The organism is Sphingomonas yunnanensis (assembly GCF_019898765.1).
Taxonomy (GTDB): Bacteria; Pseudomonadota; Alphaproteobacteria; order Sphingomonadales; family Sphingomonadaceae; genus Sphingomonas; species Sphingomonas yunnanensis.
Genome location: NZ_JAIOKB010000003.1, coordinates 306776 through 325780, shown reverse-complemented (window position 1 = coordinate 325780; position 19005 = coordinate 306776). Strand labels below are relative to the sequence as shown.

The 19005-nt window shown below is 69.9% G+C and carries 16 protein-coding genes; 8 read left to right on the top strand and 8 right to left on the bottom strand.

Translation table 11 applies throughout. From position 1 onward, the window contains the following. Positions 1 to 37: 37 nt before the first annotated feature. From K7957_RS11175 to K7957_RS20665, 3 genes are all read right to left on the bottom strand, one after another. Complete coding sequence (locus K7957_RS11175; RefSeq protein ID WP_223012062.1) at positions 38 to 1159, bottom strand: N-acetylneuraminate synthase family protein; 1122 nt, start codon at positions 1157 to 1159, stop codon at positions 38 to 40. 157 nt (positions 1160 to 1316) lie between these two features. Continuing rightward, a complete protein-coding gene (locus tag K7957_RS11170) occupies positions 1317 to 2228 on the bottom strand; it encodes an NAD-dependent epimerase/dehydratase family protein (RefSeq protein WP_223012061.1) in 912 nt (303 codons plus the stop codon). After that, the gene (locus K7957_RS20665) at positions 2225 to 3925 is read right to left on the bottom strand and encodes a hypothetical protein (protein WP_223012060.1); all 1701 of its coding nucleotides are present in this window, start codon (positions 3923 to 3925) and stop codon (positions 2225 to 2227) included. Before K7957_RS20665 ends, K7957_RS11170 begins: the two co-directional genes overlap by 4 nt. Before the next feature lie 87 nt (positions 3926 to 4012). Between K7957_RS20665 and K7957_RS11160 the strand changes: the two genes are divergently transcribed. Continuing rightward, positions 4013 to 5158 (top strand): FkbM family methyltransferase, encoded by a 1146-nt coding sequence (locus K7957_RS11160; protein WP_223012059.1) that lies wholly within the window; start codon positions 4013 to 4015, stop codon positions 5156 to 5158. Here K7957_RS11160 and K7957_RS11155 read toward each other — a convergent pair. Genes K7957_RS11155 through K7957_RS11135 form a run of 5 tightly spaced genes read right to left on the bottom strand, consistent with a single transcriptional unit; the run spans position 5143 to position 10941 of the window. Next, positions 5143 to 5562 carry a GtrA family protein gene (locus K7957_RS11155; protein ID WP_223012058.1) on the bottom strand — a complete coding sequence of 140 codons (420 nt, stop codon included), beginning with the start codon at positions 5560 to 5562 and terminating at the stop codon, positions 5143 to 5145. The genes K7957_RS11160 and K7957_RS11155 overlap by 16 nt on opposite strands. Next, positions 5549 to 6478 carry a glycosyltransferase family 2 protein gene (locus K7957_RS11150; RefSeq protein ID WP_223012260.1) on the bottom strand — a complete coding sequence of 310 codons (930 nt, stop codon included), beginning with the start codon at positions 6476 to 6478 and terminating at the stop codon, positions 5549 to 5551. The genes K7957_RS11155 and K7957_RS11150 overlap by 14 nt, the downstream gene beginning before the upstream one ends. A gap of 5 nt (positions 6479 to 6483) precedes the next feature. Continuing rightward, entirely contained in the window at positions 6484 to 7863 is a 1380-nt protein-coding gene (locus tag K7957_RS11145; RefSeq protein WP_223012057.1) for a hypothetical protein, read from the bottom strand. A 1-nt stretch (position 7864) separates the two neighbouring features. After that, positions 7865 to 8989, bottom strand: coding sequence for a GumC domain-containing protein (locus K7957_RS11140; protein ID WP_223012056.1), 1125 nt, complete (start codon positions 8987 to 8989; stop codon positions 7865 to 7867). Continuing rightward, positions 8986 to 10941 carry an SLBB domain-containing protein gene (locus K7957_RS11135; protein ID WP_223012055.1) on the bottom strand — a complete coding sequence of 652 codons (1956 nt, stop codon included), beginning with the start codon at positions 10939 to 10941 and terminating at the stop codon, positions 8986 to 8988. Before K7957_RS11135 ends, K7957_RS11140 begins: the two co-directional genes overlap by 4 nt. A gap of 194 nt (positions 10942 to 11135) precedes the next feature. Between K7957_RS11135 and K7957_RS11130 the strand changes: the two genes are divergently transcribed. The 7 genes from K7957_RS11130 (at position 11136) to rfbH (ending at position 18956) form a co-directional block, all read left to right on the top strand. Continuing rightward, positions 11136 to 11882 carry an outer membrane protein gene (locus K7957_RS11130; protein WP_223012054.1) on the top strand — a complete coding sequence of 249 codons (747 nt, stop codon included), beginning with the start codon at positions 11136 to 11138 and terminating at the stop codon, positions 11880 to 11882. Between the two features lie 113 nt (positions 11883 to 11995). Further along, a complete protein-coding gene (locus K7957_RS11125; protein ID WP_223012053.1) occupies positions 11996 to 13171 on the top strand; it encodes a cell wall hydrolase in 1176 nt (391 codons plus the stop codon). Positions 13172 to 13223: 52 nt separating this feature from the next. Further along, positions 13224 to 14702, top strand: coding sequence for a hypothetical protein (locus K7957_RS11120; protein WP_223012052.1), 1479 nt, complete (start codon positions 13224 to 13226; stop codon positions 14700 to 14702). A gap of 80 nt (positions 14703 to 14782) precedes the next feature. Beyond that, entirely contained in the window at positions 14783 to 15772 is a 990-nt protein-coding gene (locus tag K7957_RS11115) for an FAD-binding oxidoreductase (protein WP_223012051.1), read from the top strand. A 9-nt stretch (positions 15773 to 15781) separates the two neighbouring features. Further along, positions 15782 to 16552 carry a glucose-1-phosphate cytidylyltransferase gene (gene rfbF, locus K7957_RS11110; RefSeq protein WP_223012050.1) on the top strand — a complete coding sequence of 257 codons (771 nt, stop codon included), beginning with the start codon at positions 15782 to 15784 and terminating at the stop codon, positions 16550 to 16552. Next, positions 16540 to 17628: a CDP-glucose 4,6-dehydratase gene (gene rfbG, locus K7957_RS11105; protein ID WP_343228380.1), complete on the top strand. Its 1089-nt coding sequence runs from the start codon at positions 16540 to 16542 to the stop codon at positions 17626 to 17628. Before rfbF ends, rfbG begins: the two co-directional genes overlap by 13 nt. Before the next feature lie 14 nt (positions 17629 to 17642). Next, positions 17643 to 18956: a lipopolysaccharide biosynthesis protein RfbH gene (gene rfbH, locus K7957_RS11100; RefSeq protein WP_223012048.1), complete on the top strand. Its 1314-nt coding sequence runs from the start codon at positions 17643 to 17645 to the stop codon at positions 18954 to 18956. The last annotated feature ends 49 nt before the right edge of the window (positions 18957 to 19005 follow it).

Below are 19005 nucleotides of genomic sequence, written 5' to 3'. Positions count from 1 at the left end.
CAGTCAGCGCCGGGCCGCGGCCCGAGGCTAGGCGATGTCAGGCGACGGCGCGCGGCATGATCTCGCGCGCGTCGACATATTCCATGCCACGATCGGCGATCAGCGCGATCAGGTCGGCGTCGGCGGCATAATCGGCCTCGACCGCGTCGAGCTGGAGCGGGGCGTCGGCCTTGAGCGGCTGACGCAGCACCTCGCCGGTGGTGAACTCGCGCGAGGAGATCTGGCCCTTGAGCAGCGGCACGGCCAGGTAGATGTCCGCGTCGGTCAGCTGGTGGCCGGCGGGAAGGTCGTGGCGCAGGTAGGCGCCGCGCACCAGCGCGTCGAGATAGCGGCGCTCCTTCTCGGGCACGGCGCGCCGGGCATGCGCCGGACCGCCGCACATCTCCTTGGCCTTGTTGAACGCCTTGAACCAGACGTCGGCCTGCTCGGGCTTGGTGCAATAGGCGCTGACCGGCACGCCATCATGGTCGATGTCGATGTGGCGCTCGAAGGTACGCGCACCCTTGCCATAGGCGATCATGATCGAATCATGCCAATCGCGATGCTCATGCGTCGAGAGGCCGATCTTCACCGCGGGATAGCGCGCGCGGAGATAGTCGATCTGATTGAGCTCGAGCTCGCTGTCGTCCGACGGATAGAGCGAGACGCAATGATTGAGCGCGAACGGGATATCGCGCGACACGAAATAATCGACGAGCGCGTCGATATGCGCTTCACTCGCACCGCCCGAAGACGCGATCACGGGCTTGCCGCTCGCTGCAAGCTTACGCAGCAGCGTCTTGTCGCGAATGTCAGAGCTGGCAATCTTGAGAATGTCGACGCCGAACTCGACACACTTGTCGACGCTGACCTCGTCGAACGGCGTGACCATCGTCAGCATACCCTCGGCGCGGATCGCCTCTACCATCGAGCGCAGGCTCTCCCACGGCAACTGCGTGTCGAGCGTCTTCTTGATGTAGCGCACATCCTCGCGATCGCGGAAGCCTGGATGGATGAAGGAATCGACGTCGCGGAACTGCAGCTTGATCGACGCCTTGACTCCGTTAGCCCGGACCACCTTGGCGAAGTCACGGATGATTTTCATCCCGCGATCGAGTTTACCCCAGTGATTATTGGCGAGCTCGAGAACGAATAGATCGTCGAAGATCGAGGTTGGCAAATGACATCCCCTTGATTCCGGCATTCCAGGGCCAGCGTTACGCGCACGACGCGCCGGAGCACTCTCACCCGCCCGAGATCGAGGCGGTAAGCTTAGCTCATGCTATTGCGGTTACTAGAAGCGCCGAACCGCCGCAAGCCGAAGCGCTCCTTTTGGGTTATTCATGCTTTTCCAGCCACACTGCCGTGTCGCTAAGCTGGCGTGGGAAGTCTGCCAGCGACACGCCCAGGCGGAGCGCGAGACCCTTGGTCTGCGGGAAGGAGCCGAGATAGATGCTGCTGCGCCGCGTATCGACCGCGCTACGCTCGATCGCGTCGGGGCTGAGCCCGCAATGGATCGCCACGCACGCGGCGATGTCGCCCATCTCGAGCACCTCGGCGCCGCACAGGTCGAGCGGGCGGTCAGACCCTATCCCCTGCGCCAGCGCGCCGATGATGAGCGTCGCCAGATCCTCGACGTGCAGATAGGAGCGGTACACCGGGATCGTCGCGGCGACGCGGATCCGCCGCTCGCGCCGCGCCTGCAGCAGCATGTCGCTGAGCGCATAGGCGCCCGTCTTGTTCATATAAGGGCCGGCGATGTTCCAGATCCTGCCGGCGAGCACGGGCACGCCCGCGCGCGCGCCCCAGTCGATCAGCCGGTCCTCCTGGCGCAGCTTGCACATGCCATAGGGGTGCCGATCCCGGCCCTCGGCCGCCAGCGCGGCGGCACCGGAGGAGGCGACGAAGAGCGCGGCGGGCGCAGCCGCGGCGCAGGCGGCGAGCAGGCGGTCGTCGATCGCCAGGTTGGTGTCGGTGAAGGCGCGCTCGCCGAGCAGCTCGGCCTTCTCCTTGGTGAGATAGGCGAGGTGCACCACGTGCGCCCCGGCGACGTCGTCGGGCGCGAGCGTGTCCAGCGCGCGTACCGGGATCGCGCTGCCGTCGGCGCCGGTGAGCGTCGCCGCGCGCGAGCCGAACAGGCGGACGCGCTCGCGCCAGTCCGCGTCACCGGCCGCCGCGAGCCGCATCAGCACGGCCTGGCCGATCCATCCGGTCGCGCCGGTGATGACGAGTGCGGGTCGCTCGATCACACCATGATCCCGCTCGCCAGGTTGCTGCCGAAGGCACCTGCGACCCGCACCGGGTCGTTGTTCCACACGAGCCGGTTGAGCGCGCCGCCCGCGATCGCCGCCGGATCGATCCCAGTGACATCGACCGCGACGTGCTGGTTGGCCGTGCCGTCGAGCCGAACGCCCTGCGGGAAGACCTTGCCGCCGCCGGTGACGCGGGCGCGCACCGCGATCCGGTCGCACGCCGCCAGCTGGACCGCCGCCTGCGAGGCGGCCTGCGCCGGATTGTTGATGATGACGTCCATGTCCATGTCGCGGCAGTTGGTCATCCCCACGGGGCGGCGGTGGCCCAGCAGCTTGAGACCGCGGATCGTCAGGCCCGCGGCGTTCACCGCATGAACCCCGACCGCGTTGCCGCCATGATCGGCGTCGTACCAGCCGAGCAGCTGCCCCCCGGTGATCGTCGCCATGCCGCCGCCATCATGGACGTGGATCGACGCGAGTGCACCCGGCACGGGCACTATATAGGGGTCGATGATCTCCACCGCGGCGTAGGGGGACAGCCGCGAAAGCGTGAGCCCGACGTGCGACACCGCGTCGAGGATGGGCATGATGATGTGCAGGTTGACGTTGCCGGTGCGCAGCCGCTGCGTGTCCGGGCCGCCGGCGAGCCCGTCGACGACGATCCCGTCGCTCATCGTCGCCATCTCGAAACGGGTGAGATAGGTGTCCGAGAAGGCGCCGGGCAGATAGGCGCCGATCGATCGCGCCAGTCCGTGATCGCCTCCCGTGCTCGCGACGCAGGCGTCGACGTAGAGCGAGGCGTTGCCGCCGGCGAGTCCGAAGTCGGCCGAGCCGTCGAACAGGAAGCCGACGAAGGTGTCGCCCTTGCCCGGGCGCGAGCGGTACGCGCTGCAGTTGCGCAGGAAGCTTCTGACCACCCCGCGCAGCACGTAGCCGGTGGCGTGCTCGGGCGCGGTCAGCTCCTCGAACTGGCACGCCACCGCATATTGCGCGCGCAGTCCCGCCGGCCCGCCCAACTCGACCAAGCCGCCGCCGCGCGGCGCGACCGACCGCGCCAGCTCGAGCGAGCGCAGCGTCACGCCGGTGACGAAGCCGCTGATCGCTCCCGGGCTGCGATCCGCGCCGACCTGGACGACATCGCCGTCCGCACGCGTCAGTACCAGCCGGCTGAGCGCTGGCGCGCCGCCGCGCTGCCCGCTGCTGCCCTCGAGCCGGCGGTTGGGGGTCGTGATCTTCAGCGTGCGCGAGAGATGATAGTCGCCCGGCGCGAGCACGACGCAGCCGTGCGCCGCGATCGCCGCGGCGAGCGGCGCGAGACAGTCGACCGCGGGATCGTTCGCCACCGCCCCCCACCATTCGGCCCGCGCGACGAGCGTGCGCCCACCGTTGAGGTCGACTCGTCCGGGGCCGACGAAGACGTGCGCCGCCGGCGCCTGGACGTCGCCCAGCAGGGTGAGCGTCCGCCCCGCGGCCACATCGATCCGCGCGCCCGGCAGCAGCAGCAGATCGGCTGCGACGGTGAGATCCTGGTCGACGCCGTAGATGCCGGCCGTGAGCGTCGCCCCCGCAGCGGGCACGCGCAGCGGCTGGGTCGCCGCGATCGTGGCGGGGGCGGCGTCGGCGGCGGTCAGCAGCGCGGCGAGCGGCACGCTGCGCAGCATTGCGCGACGATCGAGCGAGGGGGAGACGGCCACGCCGCTGTGTGGCCGAGCCACGCCCGCGACGCAAGCTTGGCACGACCCAAACGACCGCTTAAGGACGCGCCATTCGAAAGGACCGACATGCTGACCGAGGCGCACTCGCCGTCCCTCTCCGATCGTCTCGAGCGACGCGCCCGCAAGGTCGACGCGGAGCGCCCCGCCGCGCTGCTGCGCGAGCGACTGGCGCAGGGCTGCTGGGTGTATGGCGCCGGCGGCTATGGTCTGCTGGCGGTGCGCACGCTCCAGGCCGCGGGCTTCCCGGTGCGCGGGTTGGTCGATCGCCGCGCCGCCGACCCCGCCTTCGCCGCGGCGCAGCCGGTGCCCGCGGTCGCGCCCGAGGCGCTCGACGCGGCGATGAGCGCGGGCACGGTGCTGGTCGTCGGCGTGCACAATTTCGCCGCCGATCCGGCGCCGATCCACGCCTGGGCGGCGACGCGCGGCTTCGCCGACATGATCGTCCCGGCCGAGCTGCCCGACGCGATCGGCGCCGCGATGGCGAGCTACTGGCTCACCGGGCGCGACCATGTGCGCGCGCACCTCGACGCGATCGAGCGCGTCGCCGGGCTGCTGGCCGACGACACCTCGCGCGCGGTGCTCGAGGGCGTGGCCGCGTTTCGCCTCACCGCGGACCACGGCACGCACCCGGCGTCGCACCTGCCGTCACAATATTTCCCCGCGGACGTGCCGCTGACGCGCGAGCCGCTGCGGCTGATCGACGGCGGCGCCTTCACCGGCGACGCCTGGCCGGCGCTGCGCGATTCGGGTCGCTCGCTCGCCGAATGGTACGCCTTCGAGCCCGACCCCGCCAATTTCGCCGCGCTGGCCGCGACCGCGCGCGACGCCGACGTGGCGCAGGCCGCGCTGTTCCCCTGCGGGCTCGGCGAGCGCGCCGAGCAGATCCGCTTCGCCGCGGGCGAGGCGGCGGGATCGCACGCCGCGGAGAGCGGCGACATCGTGGTCCAGGTGGTCGCGCTCGACGAGGTGCTGCCGCGGGTCAGCCCCAATTACGTCAAGCTCGACATCGAGGGCGCCGAGCGCGCCGCGATCGCGGGGATGCGCGCCACGATCGAGCGCGCGCGCCCCGCGATCGCGATGAGCATCTATCACCGCCCCGAGGACCTGTGGGAACTCCCGCTGCTCGCGCACACGCTTCTGCCGGAGGCCAGGCTGTACATCCGCCAGCACGGACACAACGGCTTCGATACGGTGCTCTACGCCGTCCCCTGAGAGGCGCGGAAGACGAAGCGGCTGAGCACCAGGAAGTTGAGCAGCGACGAGCAGACCAGCGCCGCCAGCCCGGACAGGTAGGGCGACAGGCCGGTGAGGTGGAACAGCGCGAGGAAGCTCACACTCACGCCGTAATTGACGCCATAGGCCATGATATAGGCCGCCTTGGACTGCGGCGGCCGCTGGAACACGCCGCGGCTGTATGAGAAATAGTTGAACGTCACGCCGATCACGTGCGCGACGATCTGCGCGACGAAGAGGTTGAGCCCCAGCGCCACCAGCCCGGCATAGACGCCATAGCCCCACAAGGTGTTGATCGCGGCGACGCCGTAATAGCGCGCCAGCCGGGTGATATGCCCCAGTCGCGGGTCGATGGCGTGAAGCCGTTCCTCAATCCTGCGCAAAGTTGATCCTCTCGCGCTCGACGACCAGCGGGGTGCCGCGCGTCCGCTCCGATATCAGCCGCACTTGGTCGCCCATGAACCCCATGAACAGGAACACCAGCGCGACATTGGCCTCGAGCAGCGCGGCGATCGCGAACCAGCCGGACGGCCCGCCCAGCGCCCAGGCGAGCAGGGCCGCGACCAGCCCGACCACGGCGAGCACGCCCGAGCCGATCGCGAGCACGAACGGCACCCGCAGCAGCCGCTTGGCCGAGCCGGCGAGCCCGGATAGCGCGAAATCGGCGAGGCGGAAGAAAGTGTTCGAGGAGACGCCGCGTTGCCGCGGCGCGCGCGCGTGCGGCACCGTCTCGATCCGGTAGCCGCTCTCCACCAGCATGCCGCGGAAGAAGGGCTCGGGCTCGTGCAGCCCGGCGAGCAGGTCCACCACGCGACGATCGTACAGGCCGAAACCGGTGGCGTGCGGCACGATCGAGTAATCGCCGAAGCGTTCGAGGAAGCCGTAGGCCAGCTTGCGGCCGACGCCGAGCCACCAGCTGCTCTTCTCGACGACGCGCGTGCCCAGCACGATCGGCGCACCGGCGCGCCAGCGGCTGATGAACTCGGGGATCAGCTCGGGCGGGTCCTGGAAGTCGGACGCGATGCCGATCACCGCCCGCCCGGAGGTGGCGTAGATGCAATGCGTCGGCGAGCGCATCTGGCCGAAGTTGCGCGTGTTCGCGATCAGCTTGATGCGCGGGTCGCGCGCGCACATCGCGCGCACGATCTCGACGGTGCGGTCGGTCGAGGCATTGTCGATGAAGAGGTATTCGAAAGTGACATCGCACCGCTCGAGTTGCGCGATCACCGCGGCGGCGATCGCCTCGACGTTCGCCTCCTCATTGTAGCAGGGGCACACGATCGAGATGTCGGGGACCATGATAGTCAATTGCTTCCTGCGGCAGAGGTGACCGGTTGCGGCAACGCCGTACCCGCGGTGGCGCGCCAAGGGAAGCGCAGCCGGCGCTCCGCGGCGAGCGTGGACGCCAGCCTGGTCAGCGTGGCGATGGAGAGCAGGTTCATGATCAGCAGCAGCCCCGCTGGCCGGACGATCGTGCCCACCGTCAGCCCGTAGGAGGCAGTGACGCGCCGACCCGCCAGGAAGCTTTCCATCATGACCTGCAGGTCGAGCTGGACGAGGAAATAGTCGACGCAGAGGCTCAGCAGATAGCCGATGATCAGCGCGGCAGTCAGGCAGAAGCCTTCCATCCGCTCGAAGAACAGCAGGAAAAGGACGAAGCACATCGCGTAGGCGCCCGTTTCCTGCGCGCTGAGCGCGAACATCACCGCCAGCGCGATGCCGCGCGTCTTCGGGAACAGCCCTGGCCGCAGCCAGATCCCCGCGGCCGCCACCAGCGTGAGCGCTTGGGTGGCGCGCATGAAAAGCGGCAGGAACCAGTCGGCGAAGTCGATCGGATCGGTGCCGATCAGCCGGATCAGCGGAGCGCGGCTCTCGTTGAGGAAGGTGTGCAGCGGGATGTACGACGAGGCGTAATAGGAAACCGGCCATTCCGCCGCCCGGCTCGCGTCGGCAAAGATGATGGTGTTGCGCAGCACCTGCAGCGGCGTGCCATCGCGCACGATGATCCAGCTGACCAGATAGACCAGGGCGCAGGCGATCGTCGCTCCCTCGAACCAGCGCCACTGCCGGCGCAGCAGCGTCGCGATGATGCCGACGATTAGATAAGGCTTGAAATTGGCCGCGCATGCGGCCGCCAGCCAGCGCAGCCGCGTGTTCCTGAGCAGCGGGCCGTAGGCGAGCGCGAAGAAGGTGAAGGCGGGGATGATCAGATTGGCCCGCTCCAGCGCGTAAAGCATGGGCATGCCGAAACCGACTGCGATCGCGCGCGGCAGCGCGGTGGGGCGATGATGCCGGCGATACATTACCCAGACCAGAACGGTATTGCCGAAGAAGAACAGCACCATGGCGGTACGCAGCCACCAATCGCAGTCGCGCGCGTACACCTCGGTGCCGACATAGCAGCTCGGCGTTGCGAAGATGTGGAACCAGGCGAAGGAGATCGGCGGGTAGATCGAGCGCCAGATGTCATAGGCACCCGGGCGGAACGCCCAGGCCGCCGTATTATAGCCGTCCATGAGGCTGTCGAGATAGTTGAAGAAGAACGGTGGCGGCAGGAAGCCGTTGGTGCGGAAGAATAGATAGGCGTTGGCGATGCTCGCGAGCACCAGCGTGCCGAGGACCCACTCCAGCCAGAGGCGCAGGCGCTTCCGGCGCGTCGCCCGAGTGGAGACCGCGTCGCTCACGTCAGATCCGGCGCGGATCGGACTCGGTGACGCTCGTCACCAGCGCGCCCGCTGGCGGTGCCACGATATAGAGTTCGGCCGCGATCGCGAAGCCCAGCACAAGGATGAACAGGCCGAGCGGGATCAGATTGTACTGACGGTACGGATCGAGATGGGTCGATTCGAGCTTCTCGAGATTGTACTGAGCGGTCAGTTCCTCGACCGCCGACCCCTCGAGGTAGCGGATGTACGACTGGTAGAGCGACTGCGCGAAGGTCAGGTTGCGCAGCAGGTCGGCGTAGCGCGTGTTGATCTCCACTAGGCTGGCGGTCGAGCCGGTCGCCGCGTTCTCCTGACGCGAGCGCTCCACGTCGAGCTGGCGCTGCGCCACCGCGATCTCCGCCTCGAGCCGCTTCACCGCATAATTCTCCGGGCCGGAGAAGCGCCGCTCGGTGGCGAGCGCGGCGCGCTTCGCCTGCACGGTGCCCTCGAGTGTGTTGAGCGTGAGGACCGACTGAGACAGCTGCTCCTGCGGCGCGGGCAAGCGGTTGGTGCGGCGGAAGTCAGTCAGTTCCTGCTGCGCGCGCTGTATCCCCTCGGACGCCTCGGCGAGCCGCTGGTTGAGGATGCCGCGCTTGAACGTGATCTGCTGGCGGCTCAGCGTCGACAGCCGGCGCCGGAGCGAGGTGGCGAAGGCGTCCACCGCCGACATCGCGCGCCGTGGATCGGTGTCGCGCATCTCGATCTGCAGCATCCCGCCGCGCAGCGCACGCACGTCGAGGTCACGGTCGAGCCGCCGCACCGCCTGAGCCGCCTCGTCGGGCGGTGTGTCGCCGTTCACCGCGCCGAGCTGCCGCGCGACGTCGCGCATCACGTCGTAACTGCGCGCGACGGCGAGGTCGATCTCGGCCGGCTGGCTGGTCAGCAACGAGCTGTACGTGCCTCCCAGGCCGCCCAGCACCGCACTGAGCCCCTGCGCGCTCGACTCGGGCGGGGCGAGCTTGACCACGGCGAGATAATGTCGCGGGAACAGCGCCAACAGGCCGAGCAGCAGCAGCAGCGCGGCGAGTACCGCGCGGCGGAGCCAGGGACGGCGCATCCAGCCGAGACCCATCACACGGTCGAGCACGAACGGGGGCCGGGTCAATTGGTCAGTGCCACGACGGCGGCGGCGCTGAGGCCGGCGCTGAACAGAACGCTGGTGACATCGCGCAGCCGTGCCCAGAAGGTCGACCCGTGCGTCTTGACCGGCACGAACACCACGTCGCCGGGGAGCGCCGGAGCGTTGAGGCCGCCGCGCCTCTTGGTGATCACCGAGCCGTTGGCGCGCACCACGAAGATCTCGCCCTTGTCGGCGAGCCGCTGCGGACCCCCGGCGAGCTCGAGATAGTCCTTCACCTTGCGCGCGCCCTGGATCTCAAACGAGCCCGGCTGGTACACCGCGCCGAAGACGCCGACGGTGGTCGGTATCGGCGGGATGTACAGGCGATCATTGTTCTCGAGCACGGTCTGCAGCGGCAGATCGTTCGAGTCGGGGCGCACGGCGAGCACCACGCGCCCGTCGGGCTGGGCCGCGCGCAGCCGGTCGACCACCGCACGGGCGGCAGTGAGCCGCTGCTGGCGCAGGCCCGCCTCGGTCACGTCGGCGCCGCTGTCGGTGAGCGGCGCCGCGGCGAGCGACAGTTCGAGCTGCTGCAGCGCTTCGTTGAAGCTCCGCCGCTGCTGCTGCTGGACGCGGCTGCGGTCGAACTCGGTGCCATAGACGAAGGCGCGGCCGGTCAGGCCCCCCGCCATCGCCAGCGCATCGCCCATCGTCGAGTTGGCGGGCATGTAATAATGCCCCGGCTTGCCGACCTGGCCCTCGATCGTGACCAGGATGTTCTGGCGCTCGAGCGGGCGCGCGTAATCGGCCACCGACAGGAAGCGCAGGATGTCGCCGCCCGTCACGGGCTGAGCAGTCGCCTGCGCCAGGCTGAGCTCGATCCAGCCGCGCCCGTCGAGCTCGGACAGCCGCGACACCACGGTGCGGGTCGGATCGCCCAGGGTCGAGATCCCGCCGGCGTAGCGGATCACGTCCGCGACGCTCTCGCCGGGGCGCGCCTCGTAGATCGCCTCGGCGTTGACGCTGCCGGTCAGCGCCACCTGCGGGCCGACCGGGGCGATATAGATGACGTCCTCGTTCTGGAGAACGACGTCCTTCGACTTGTCGCCGCGGAGCAGCAGGTCGTAGCTGTCGAAATCCGCCACCACGGCGCCGTTGCGACGCACCTGGATCGAACGGAAGCTGCCCCCGGCCGCCGGACCGCCCCCGGCCAGCACCGCGTTGACCAGCGTCGACAGGCTGTTGAGCGTATAAGCGCCGGGGTTGGCGGCATAGCCCGTGACGTAGACGCGGATGCCGCGCAACCGCGCGACGCTGACGGTGATGCGATAGTCGCGGTACTCGTCGCTGATCCGGCGCGCGAGCGTGGCGGCGACGTCGCCGTAGCGCACACCGGCGAGGCTGACCCGGCCGACGCGCGGGATGAATACCGCGCCGTCATTGTCCAGCGTCAGCCGCAGCTCGGACTGGACCGAGCCGGTCAGCCCGACCAGGATCTCGTCGCCTGGATTGAGCCGATAGTCGGCAGGCACCGACGCCGTCGGGGGCGGCGTGAAGTCGCGCGCGGAGGGAAGCAGCAGCGAGGCGCCGTAGCGCGGCACGTCGCGGCCGAGCACCTGAGCGACATAGGTCTCATATTCACCCGGAGGCGCCGGCGGCAGGCGCTCGCCGAGCGGGGTGAGCAGCGGGGCCTGGCCAGTGGGAAGGCCGTTGGCGCGACCGCTCCCGTCGTTGCGCCCCTGCTGATCGATCTGCGCCGCCTGTGCCGTCACGGCACTGGCGGCCGGCAGCGGCGCGGTCTGCTGCTGCTGACTGCTCTGCTGGCGCTGCGTGTCCGCGGTGTCCGCCTGGCCGAACAGCGACGTCTGCGCCTGATTGGGGTAGGCCCCGGTCGTGCCAGAATTCTGCGCCAGTGCGGTACTGCCGCTCGACGCGAGCATGAGCGCGATGCCGCAGGACGAGACCGCCCGTGACGCGCGCTGAGAGCTTTTAATCATTCCTACTCCACGAGAACCCGAGCGGGCGACACCCGTCGCCCGGCCCGATACCGGGTTCGGCCGCTGAATCGCAAGACGTCATCACAATGCTGCCGCATCTTGCTGCCACAGGGGTCCGGCAGCTGAGAGGGTGTGACATTTTCGCCAATTCGCCAAAAAGAAAGTTCATTTCTGGCGAAATGGGGGAACATTCTGTGGCGCATCGCGATGGTGCGCTTACTGGCTGCCATATGTGGTCGACGCAGGGAGTATATGAAGTGAAGTCATTGCAACTGATCCTGATCGCCGCCGGTATCGCCGGCGCGACGCCGGCACTGGCGCAGGACGCCGCCCCGGTGCAGGACACCGGCGGGGCTCAGATCGACCCGACCTTCACGGGTCCGCGCGTCGAGGGTTTCGGGGGTGTCGACTTCCAGAAGTATGATTTCAACCCTTCCCCGGCCGGTGCTGATCGCAAGCACACCGGCGGCGTCGCGGGCGCGCTGGGCGGCTTCGATATCGGCTTCCGCAACCTCGTGCTCGGCGTATACGGCAGCTACGCGCTGCCCACCTCGAACTCCTGCGACAATTCGGCGGCGGCGATCGGTCGCTGCGTTCGTCCGGAGCGTGAGATCGAGGCCGGCGGTCGCATCGGCTTCAAGGGTGGCGACAGCTTCTTCGGCAATCGCGTGATGCTGTATGCCAAGGGCGGTTACGTGAACACCTCGGTGAAGGTGCAGTCGGGCCTGAACGGCGGCGGCGTGTACAACACGCACCGGCTGATCGGCGGTTGGCGCGCGGGCGCCGGCGCCGAATATGCGGTGACCGAGAACGCCTACGTCAAGGTCGAGTACGACTACACCCGCACGGGCCGGTTCAGCCTGGAGCCGTACGGTTTCGCCGACACGGATTATCGCCAGAGCAAGAATCAGGTTCTCGCCGGGTTCGGCGTCCGCTTCTAAGCGGCCCCGTCGCGACGATGTCAGGGGCCCGCGGCAGCGATGCCGCGGGCCTTTCTGCGTCCGATCCCCCGCCCCCGGGTGGCAGCGCCGCACCGATCGCGTATAGCGCCCGCATGTTCGCCACCTCTGCGGCGCGGGCCGGCAGGCCGCGCCTGCCCGTCTCAGCGGCCACCGCCTCCCGTCCGCGTCGCGCCGCCGCGCTCGTGGCGCTGAGCGCGCTCGCGGCGCTCGGTGCGGCCGCCCCGCCGCGTGCCAGCGTCGACGACGCACCGTCCGCGCCCCGCCCGCCCGCGGTCGAGCCGCTGCGCTTTCGCCCGATCGCGCCCACGATCGCGCGCGCGATCAACGGTGCGCAGGCCGAGCGGGAACGCACCGGCCCCGCCGCCGCGCCGCTCGCCACCTCGCTCGCCGGCGCGGACGCCGCGCGCGCGGTCGACTGTCTCGCCGCGGCGGGCTTCTACGAGGCCGGCGACCGCCGCGACGACCAGCGCGCGGTGATGCAGGTGGTGCTCAACCGCGTCCGCCATCCCGCCTTCCCCAAGACGATCTGCGCCGTCGTCTTCCAGGGCGCGGAGCGTCGCACCGGCTGCCAGTTCACCTTCACCTGCGACGGCGCGCTCACACGGCGCGCGCCCTCGTCGGCCGCCTGGGCGCGCGCGCGCGCCGCCGCCAGCGAGGCGCTCGACGGCGCGGTCTACGCGCCGGTCGGGCTGGCCACCCATTACCACGCCGACTGGATGGTACCGTACTGGAGCGGCGCCCTCATGCGCGTCGCGCAGGTGGGACCGCACATCTTCTATCGCTGGCGCGGCGGCTGGGGCGCCGCGGCCGCCTATCGCGGCACGCTGGCGCGCGGCGAACCCGGCGAGATGCGGCTCGCGCTCCTCTCGGGTGCGCAGCGCGCGATCGCGGCGGATGGCCCGCCGGCGCGCGGCCCGGTGCGGCCGGTGCTGTCGAGCGCGAGCGATCCCGACCTCTTCCTCATCCGCGCCGCGAGCGACGCGGGCGGCGATCTGGCGCGCGCCCGCGCGCTGTGCGGCGAGCGGGCGCGCTGCACCGTGCTGGCGTGGCGCGACCCCGGTCAGGTCGCGCGCGCGCTGCCGCTCAGCCTGGAACAGGCTGACGCGCTGACCTTCCGCTACGAGCGCGCGGACGCGGGCGAGCCGCGCGCTCGCTGGGACTGCGAGCGCGTGCGCCGGCGCGACCCGGCGCAATGCCTGCGCCGCGGCGCGTTGCCGGGCGACGCGATCGCGCGCGACATGCCGGGCGGGACCGTCCGCGCCGGCTGACCCGAAGCGCGTCATTAACCAGATGCTAGGCGCCCGCAGGCATAAGGATGCCATGGCGACCACGGCGCTCTCCCTGTCACCCGACGCGCGCACCGCAGCGATGCCGCTGTGGCCGATCGCGACCGGGGTCATCGTGCTGGCCGTGGCGGGGCGCGCTTTGTCCGGCTGGACCGCGCCGTTCGGCTTCGACGAGACCTTCTCCGGCGTGATCGCGGCGCAGCCGAGCGCGCGCGCGCTACTCGACTGGTGCCTCCACGAGATCGGCGGCCCGGTCTATTACGTCCTGCTCTGGGGCTGGGCCGCGCTGTTCGGGACGAGCCTGGCGGCGCTCCGCGCCTTCAGCATGGTCGCCTCGCTGGGAGCGCCGCTGCTGATCCTGCGCTGGGGCCATCCCGATCGCGCGACGCGGCTGTACTGGGCGGCGCTGCTGGCCTTGTGGCTGCCCGGCCTGTCCACCGCCACCAACGCGCGCTGCTACGCGCTGTTGCTGCTGGTGACGACCGCCCAGGCGATCGGCTTCCGCCGCCTGCTCGACCGCCCGACGTCGGCGCGCGCCGCGACGTGGGTGGCGCTGTCGGGCGTCGCGGTGCTCACGCATTATCACGCCGCGCTGCTGTCGCTGGTCCAGGGACTGCTGCTTCTGGCGCTGCGGCCGCGCGACTCGCTGCGGCTCGCCCCGGCGCTCCTGCTGCTGTTGCCCGTGGCCGGCTGGATGGCGTTCCACCTCTCGCTGCTGGCGCACTTCGCCGCCGCAGGGGCCTGGTACCCGCTGGTCGGGCTCGCCGACGTGGGTCGCCTGCCGCTGATCTTCCTCGGCTCGACCATGCTCGGCGGCTGTGCCGTCGCCGCGCTGCTCGCCGCGCTCGTCGCACCGCGCTGGCGCTGGCGCGACGTGTCGCGCGCCGACGCCGCGGTCGCCTGGTCGGCGGTTCTCACCCTCGCGCTGCTCCTCCTCATCGGCATGCTGCGCCCGAGCTTCGTGTGGCGTTACACCTTCATGACCGCCCCCGCCGCGCTGTTCGGCGTGACACTGTGGGTGCGACGCGTCGGTCTCGCGGTGACGCTGCTGCCCGGGCTCGTGCTCGCCCTGTTCGCCGCCTCCACCGCCGGCCGGATCGCGGGCCAGTGGCAGGAGCCGACCGACGAGGTCCGCTACAATCTCAACCTCGGCCGCCCGAGCGACTGGCTGGTGGCGCAGCACGCGACACGCCTCGGCTTCCTGTGGGACAGCCCCACCGGGCGGATCAGCGAGCCGGATCGCATCGCCGAGGTGATCGGCTTCGGGCCGCGCCAGGCGCGCGCGCCAGTGGCGGTGACGGTGCTCGATCAGCCGGCGAACACCCTACCCTCGTCGGTGATCCGCGGCGCGATCGCGCGCGGGCAGATCGACTCGCTGATCTGGCTGGCGGACGCGAGCGTGCCGGGCACGCGCGAGCGGCCGCGCGCCGCGTGGCTGCGGCGGCTGGGCTGGCGCTGTCGCGACTTCGGCGGCGCGGCGATCATGATGGTCACCTGTCGCGGCCCGGATTGACCCTATCGTCGCGACCGGATCGGCAGGTTCCGTGACTACAACGCTGGACTGAGCAGAATCTGGCGGTATCAGCGTCCTCGATGCCGCATGTCGTCCTTCGTAACCAGCGCAGCTTCCCGGCCGATCCCGCGACGTCGATCCTCGACGCCGCGCGCGCGAGCGGGGTGGCGCTGGAATATAGCTGCCGCACCGGGCGCTGCGGCATCTGCAAGGCGCCGGTCGTTTCGGGCGAGACGCTCATGCTGCGCGGCGAGGACGAGGGCCTCACCGCGGAGGAGGCGGGGCGCGGGCTCATCCTGACCTGCTGCCGCGCCGCCGCGAGTGACCTGACGCTCGACGTCGAGCCGCTCGATCGTCTCGCCGGGATCGAGACGCGTACCATCCCCGCGCGGATCGCCGCGCTCGAGCGCCTCGCGCCGGACATCGTCAAGGTGGTGCTGAGGACGCCCCCCGCCTCGCCGCTGCGCTTTCTTCCCGGCCAATATGTCGACGTGATCGCGCGCGACGTGCGCCGCAGCTACTCGCTCGCCAACGCGCCGCGCGCCGACGGGCTGCTCGAGCTGATCGTGCGGCGCTACCCCGGGGGGGTGCTGAGCGCGTTCTGGTTCGATGAGGCTGCGGTCAACGACCTGCTCCGGATCGAGGGGCCGTTCGGCACCTTTTTCCTGCGCGACTCGGCGCCCACGCACTTGGTATTCCTGGCGACGGGGACGGGGATCGCGCCGGTCAAGGCGCTGCTGGAAGAACTCGCCGCCGATCCGGCGCGCGCCGCCCAGCATCGACTCAGCGTCTTCTGGGGCAATCGCGCGCGCGACAATTTCTGCTGGGATCCGGTCACGCTCGGGCTCGACGTGGCGGTCCACCACTTGCTCTCCGGCGAGGCCGCGGGTTGGCCCGGCGCGCGTGGCTACGTCCAGGATGCCGCGCTCCGCGCCGGGCTCGATCCGCGCGACACGGTGGTATACGCGTGCGGGTCCAATGCGATGATCGCCGCGGCGCGCGGCGCGCTGCTGGCGCTCGGGCTACCGCCGACGCGCTTCTTCTCCGACGCTTTCGTCAGCTCGAACTAGGTCAGAATCATGAAGGCAGTCATATTGGCCGGCGGTCTCGGGACGCGCTTCGCGGAGGAGACCAGCCTTCGACCCAAGCCGATGATCGAGATCGGTGGCCGCCCGATCCTGTGGCACATCATGAAGATCTACGCCGCCCATGGCGTGACCGACTTCGTCATCTGCTGCGGCTACAAAGGCTATGTGATCAAGGAGTATTTTGCCAATTACTTCCTCCACATGTCGGACGTGACGTTCGACATGAAGGCGAACAAGATGATCGTGCACGAGCGCCGCGCCGAACCCTGGACGGTGACCCTGGTCGACACCGGCGACGACTCGCAGACGGGCGGGCGGCTGCGCCGCGTGGCGGACCATGTCCGCGACGAGGAGCTGTTCCTGTTCACCTACGGCGACGGCGTCGGCGACATCGACGTCACGGCCTCGATCGCGTTCCACCGCGCGCACGGGAAGGCGGCGACCATGACGGCGACCTATCCGCCCGGCCGCTTCGGCGCGCTGGAGATCGAGGCCGGACAGGTCACCCACTTCCTGGAAAAGCCGCAGGGCGACGGCGGCATGATCAACGGCGGCTTCTTCGTGCTGTCGCCGCGCGTGCTCGACTATATCGCGGGCGACGACACTTTGTGGGAGCAGGAGCCGCTCCGCGGGCTCGCCGCGGACGGCGAACTGATGGCCTATGAGCATCATGGTTTCTGGCAGCCGATGGACACGCTGCGCGAGAAGCAGCAGCTCAACACGATGTGGGATAGCGGCAAGGCGCCGTGGTGCATCTGGTGAACGGCCGGGTCGATCCGGGATTCTGGGCGGGCAGGCGCGTCTTCCTGACGGGGCACACGGGCTTCAAGGGCAGCTGGCTGTCGCTGTGGCTGCAGCAGATGGGCGCGGCGGTGACCGGCTTCTCGCTCGCGCCGCCGACCGACCCGGCGCTGTTCGAGGCGGCGCGCGTCGCCGCTGGCATGACCTCGCTGATCGGCGACATCCGCGACAGTGACGCGCTCGCCGCCGCGCTCACCGCCGCCGCGCCCGAGGTGGTGATCCACATGGCGGCCCAGCCGCTGGTGCGCGCCTCCTACGACGATCCGGTCGGCACCTATGCCACCAACGTGATGGGTACGGTGCACTTGCTCGAGGCGGTCCGCCAGGCGCCGACGGTGCGCGCCACCTGCGTCGTCACGACCGACAAATGCTACGAGAATCGCGAGTGGCCGTGGGGCTATCGCGAGGACGAGGCGATGGGCGGGTACGACCCGTACAGCAATTCCAAGGGCTGCGCCGAGCTCGTGACCTCGGCCTACCGCCGTTCCTTCTTCGGTGCCGCGGACGCGTCCGCGCTGGCCTCGGCGCGCGCGGGCAACGTGATCGGTGGCGGCGACTGGGCGATCGACCGGTTGATCCCCGACATCCTGCGCGCGATCGCCGCGGGCCAGCCGGTGCCGATCCGCAACCCGCACGCGATCCGCCCGTGGCAGCACGTGCTCGAGCCGCTCTCGGGCTATCTCGTGCTGTGCGAGGCGCTGTGGCACGATCCGGCGCGCGCCGCCGCGGCGTGGAACTTCGGCCCGCGCGACGACGACGCGCGCCCGGTGCAATGGATCGTCGAGCGGCTGTGCGCGCTGTGGGGCGACGGCGCGGCGTGGGAACGCGACGCGCGCGCGCAGCCGCACGAGGCGCATTATCTCAAGCTCGATATCTCCAAGGCGCGCGCGGCGCTCGGCTGGCAGCCGCGCTGGTCGCTCGACGAGGCGCTCGCGCGCATCGTCGCGTGGCAGCGCGCCTGGCACGCCGGCGCCGACATGCGCGCTTATTGTCTCGACGAGGTGGCGCAGTTCGCCGCCGTCCCCGTAGCTGCTTAGGATCCAGGACTTTCATGACCGCTGACGACCTCCGCCAGGAAATCCGCAAGCTTGTCGGCCGCTATGCCGAGGCCCAGTTCGCGCCGCGCCCGTTCGTGCCCGGCGAGACCGCGATCCCGCCCGCGGGCAAGGTGATCGGCGCGCCCGAGCTGGAACTGATGGTGGAGGCGTCGCTCGACGGCTGGCTCACCACCGGCCGCTTCAACACCGCCTTCGAGGCAGGCCTGGCGACGCTGCTGGGCGCGCCGCACGTGCTCACCACCACCTCGGGGTCGTCGGCCAACCTGCTGGCGCTGTCGTGCCTCACCAGCCACAAGCTGGGTGACCGCCGGCTGAAGCCGGGCGACGAGGTGATCACCGTCGCGGCGGGCTTTCCCACCACGGTCAATCCCTCGATCCAGCACGGCCTCATCCCCGTCTTCGTCGACGTCGACGTGCCCACCTACAACATCGACGCCGGCCTGATCGAGGCGGCGATCACCGAGAAGACCGGCGCGATCATGATCGCGCACACGCTCGGCAATCCCTTCAACCTCGCCGAGGTGCGGCGGATCTGCGACGCGCACGACCTGTGGCTGGTCGAGGATTGCTGCGACGCGCTGGGCGCTACCTATGACGGCAAGAAGGTGGGCCTGTGGGGCGACGTCGCCACCGTCAGTTTCTATCCCGCGCACCATATCACCATGGGCGAGGGCGGCGCGGTCTTCACCCAGTCGGCCGAGCTCCGCCCGATCATCGAGAGCATCCGCGACTGGGGCCGCGACTGTTACTGCGCGCCCGGCTGCGACAACACGTGCGGCGTCCGGTTCGGCCAGCAGCACGGCTCGCTGCCGTTCGGCTACGACCACAAATACGTCTATTCCCACCTCGGCTACAATCTCAAGATCACCGACATGCAGGCGGCGTGCGGCCTGGCGCAGCTCGATCGCGCCGAGGGGTTCGTGGCGGCGCGGCGGCGCAACTTCGCGCTGCTGACCGAGCGGCTGCGCTCGCTGGAGGAGATTTTCATCCTGCCCGAGGCGACGCCCAACTCGGATCCGTCCTGGTTCGGCTTCCCGCTGATGCTGCGCCAGGGTGTCGACGCCAAGCGGGTCGATCTCACCCGCTTCCTCGACCAGAACAAGATCGGCACGCGCCTGGTGTTCGCGGGCAATCTCACGCGCCAGCCCTATTTCGAGCATATCAACTATCGGGTGGTGGGCGAGCTGACCAACACCGACCGGGTGATGAACGACAGCTTCTGGATCGGCCTCTATCCCGCGCTCGGGCAGGAGCATTTCGACTATGTCGGCGAGAAGCTCGAGGAGTTCTTCGGGCTGAACTTCTGATCGACGCGGGCGAGGCAGGCACTGCCGCGAACTGATCGGGGACGGCGTC

Excerpts from the sequence above, each read along its gene's own strand:
- K7957_RS11160 (WP_223012059.1), top strand. The coding sequence starts at position 4,013 with ATGCTGACCGAGGCGCACTCGCCGTCCCTCTCCGATCGTCTCGAGCGA.
- K7957_RS11150 (WP_223012260.1), bottom strand. The coding sequence starts at position 6,478 with ATGGTCCCCGACATCTCGATCGTGTGCCCCTGCTACAATGAGGAGGCG.
- K7957_RS11135 (WP_223012055.1), bottom strand. The coding sequence starts at position 10,941 with ATGATTAAAAGCTCTCAGCGCGCGTCACGGGCGGTCTCGTCCTGCGGC.
- rfbH (WP_223012048.1), top strand. The coding sequence starts at position 17,643 with ATGACCGCTGACGACCTCCGCCAGGAAATCCGCAAGCTTGTCGGCCGC.
- K7957_RS11125 (WP_223012053.1), top strand. The coding sequence starts at position 11,996 with ATGTTCGCCACCTCTGCGGCGCGGGCCGGCAGGCCGCGCCTGCCCGTC.
- K7957_RS11115 (WP_223012051.1), top strand. The coding sequence starts at position 14,783 with ATGCCGCATGTCGTCCTTCGTAACCAGCGCAGCTTCCCGGCCGATCCC.
- rfbF (WP_223012050.1), top strand. The coding sequence starts at position 15,782 with ATGAAGGCAGTCATATTGGCCGGCGGTCTCGGGACGCGCTTCGCGGAG.
- K7957_RS11120 (WP_223012052.1), top strand. The coding sequence starts at position 13,224 with ATGGCGACCACGGCGCTCTCCCTGTCACCCGACGCGCGCACCGCAGCG.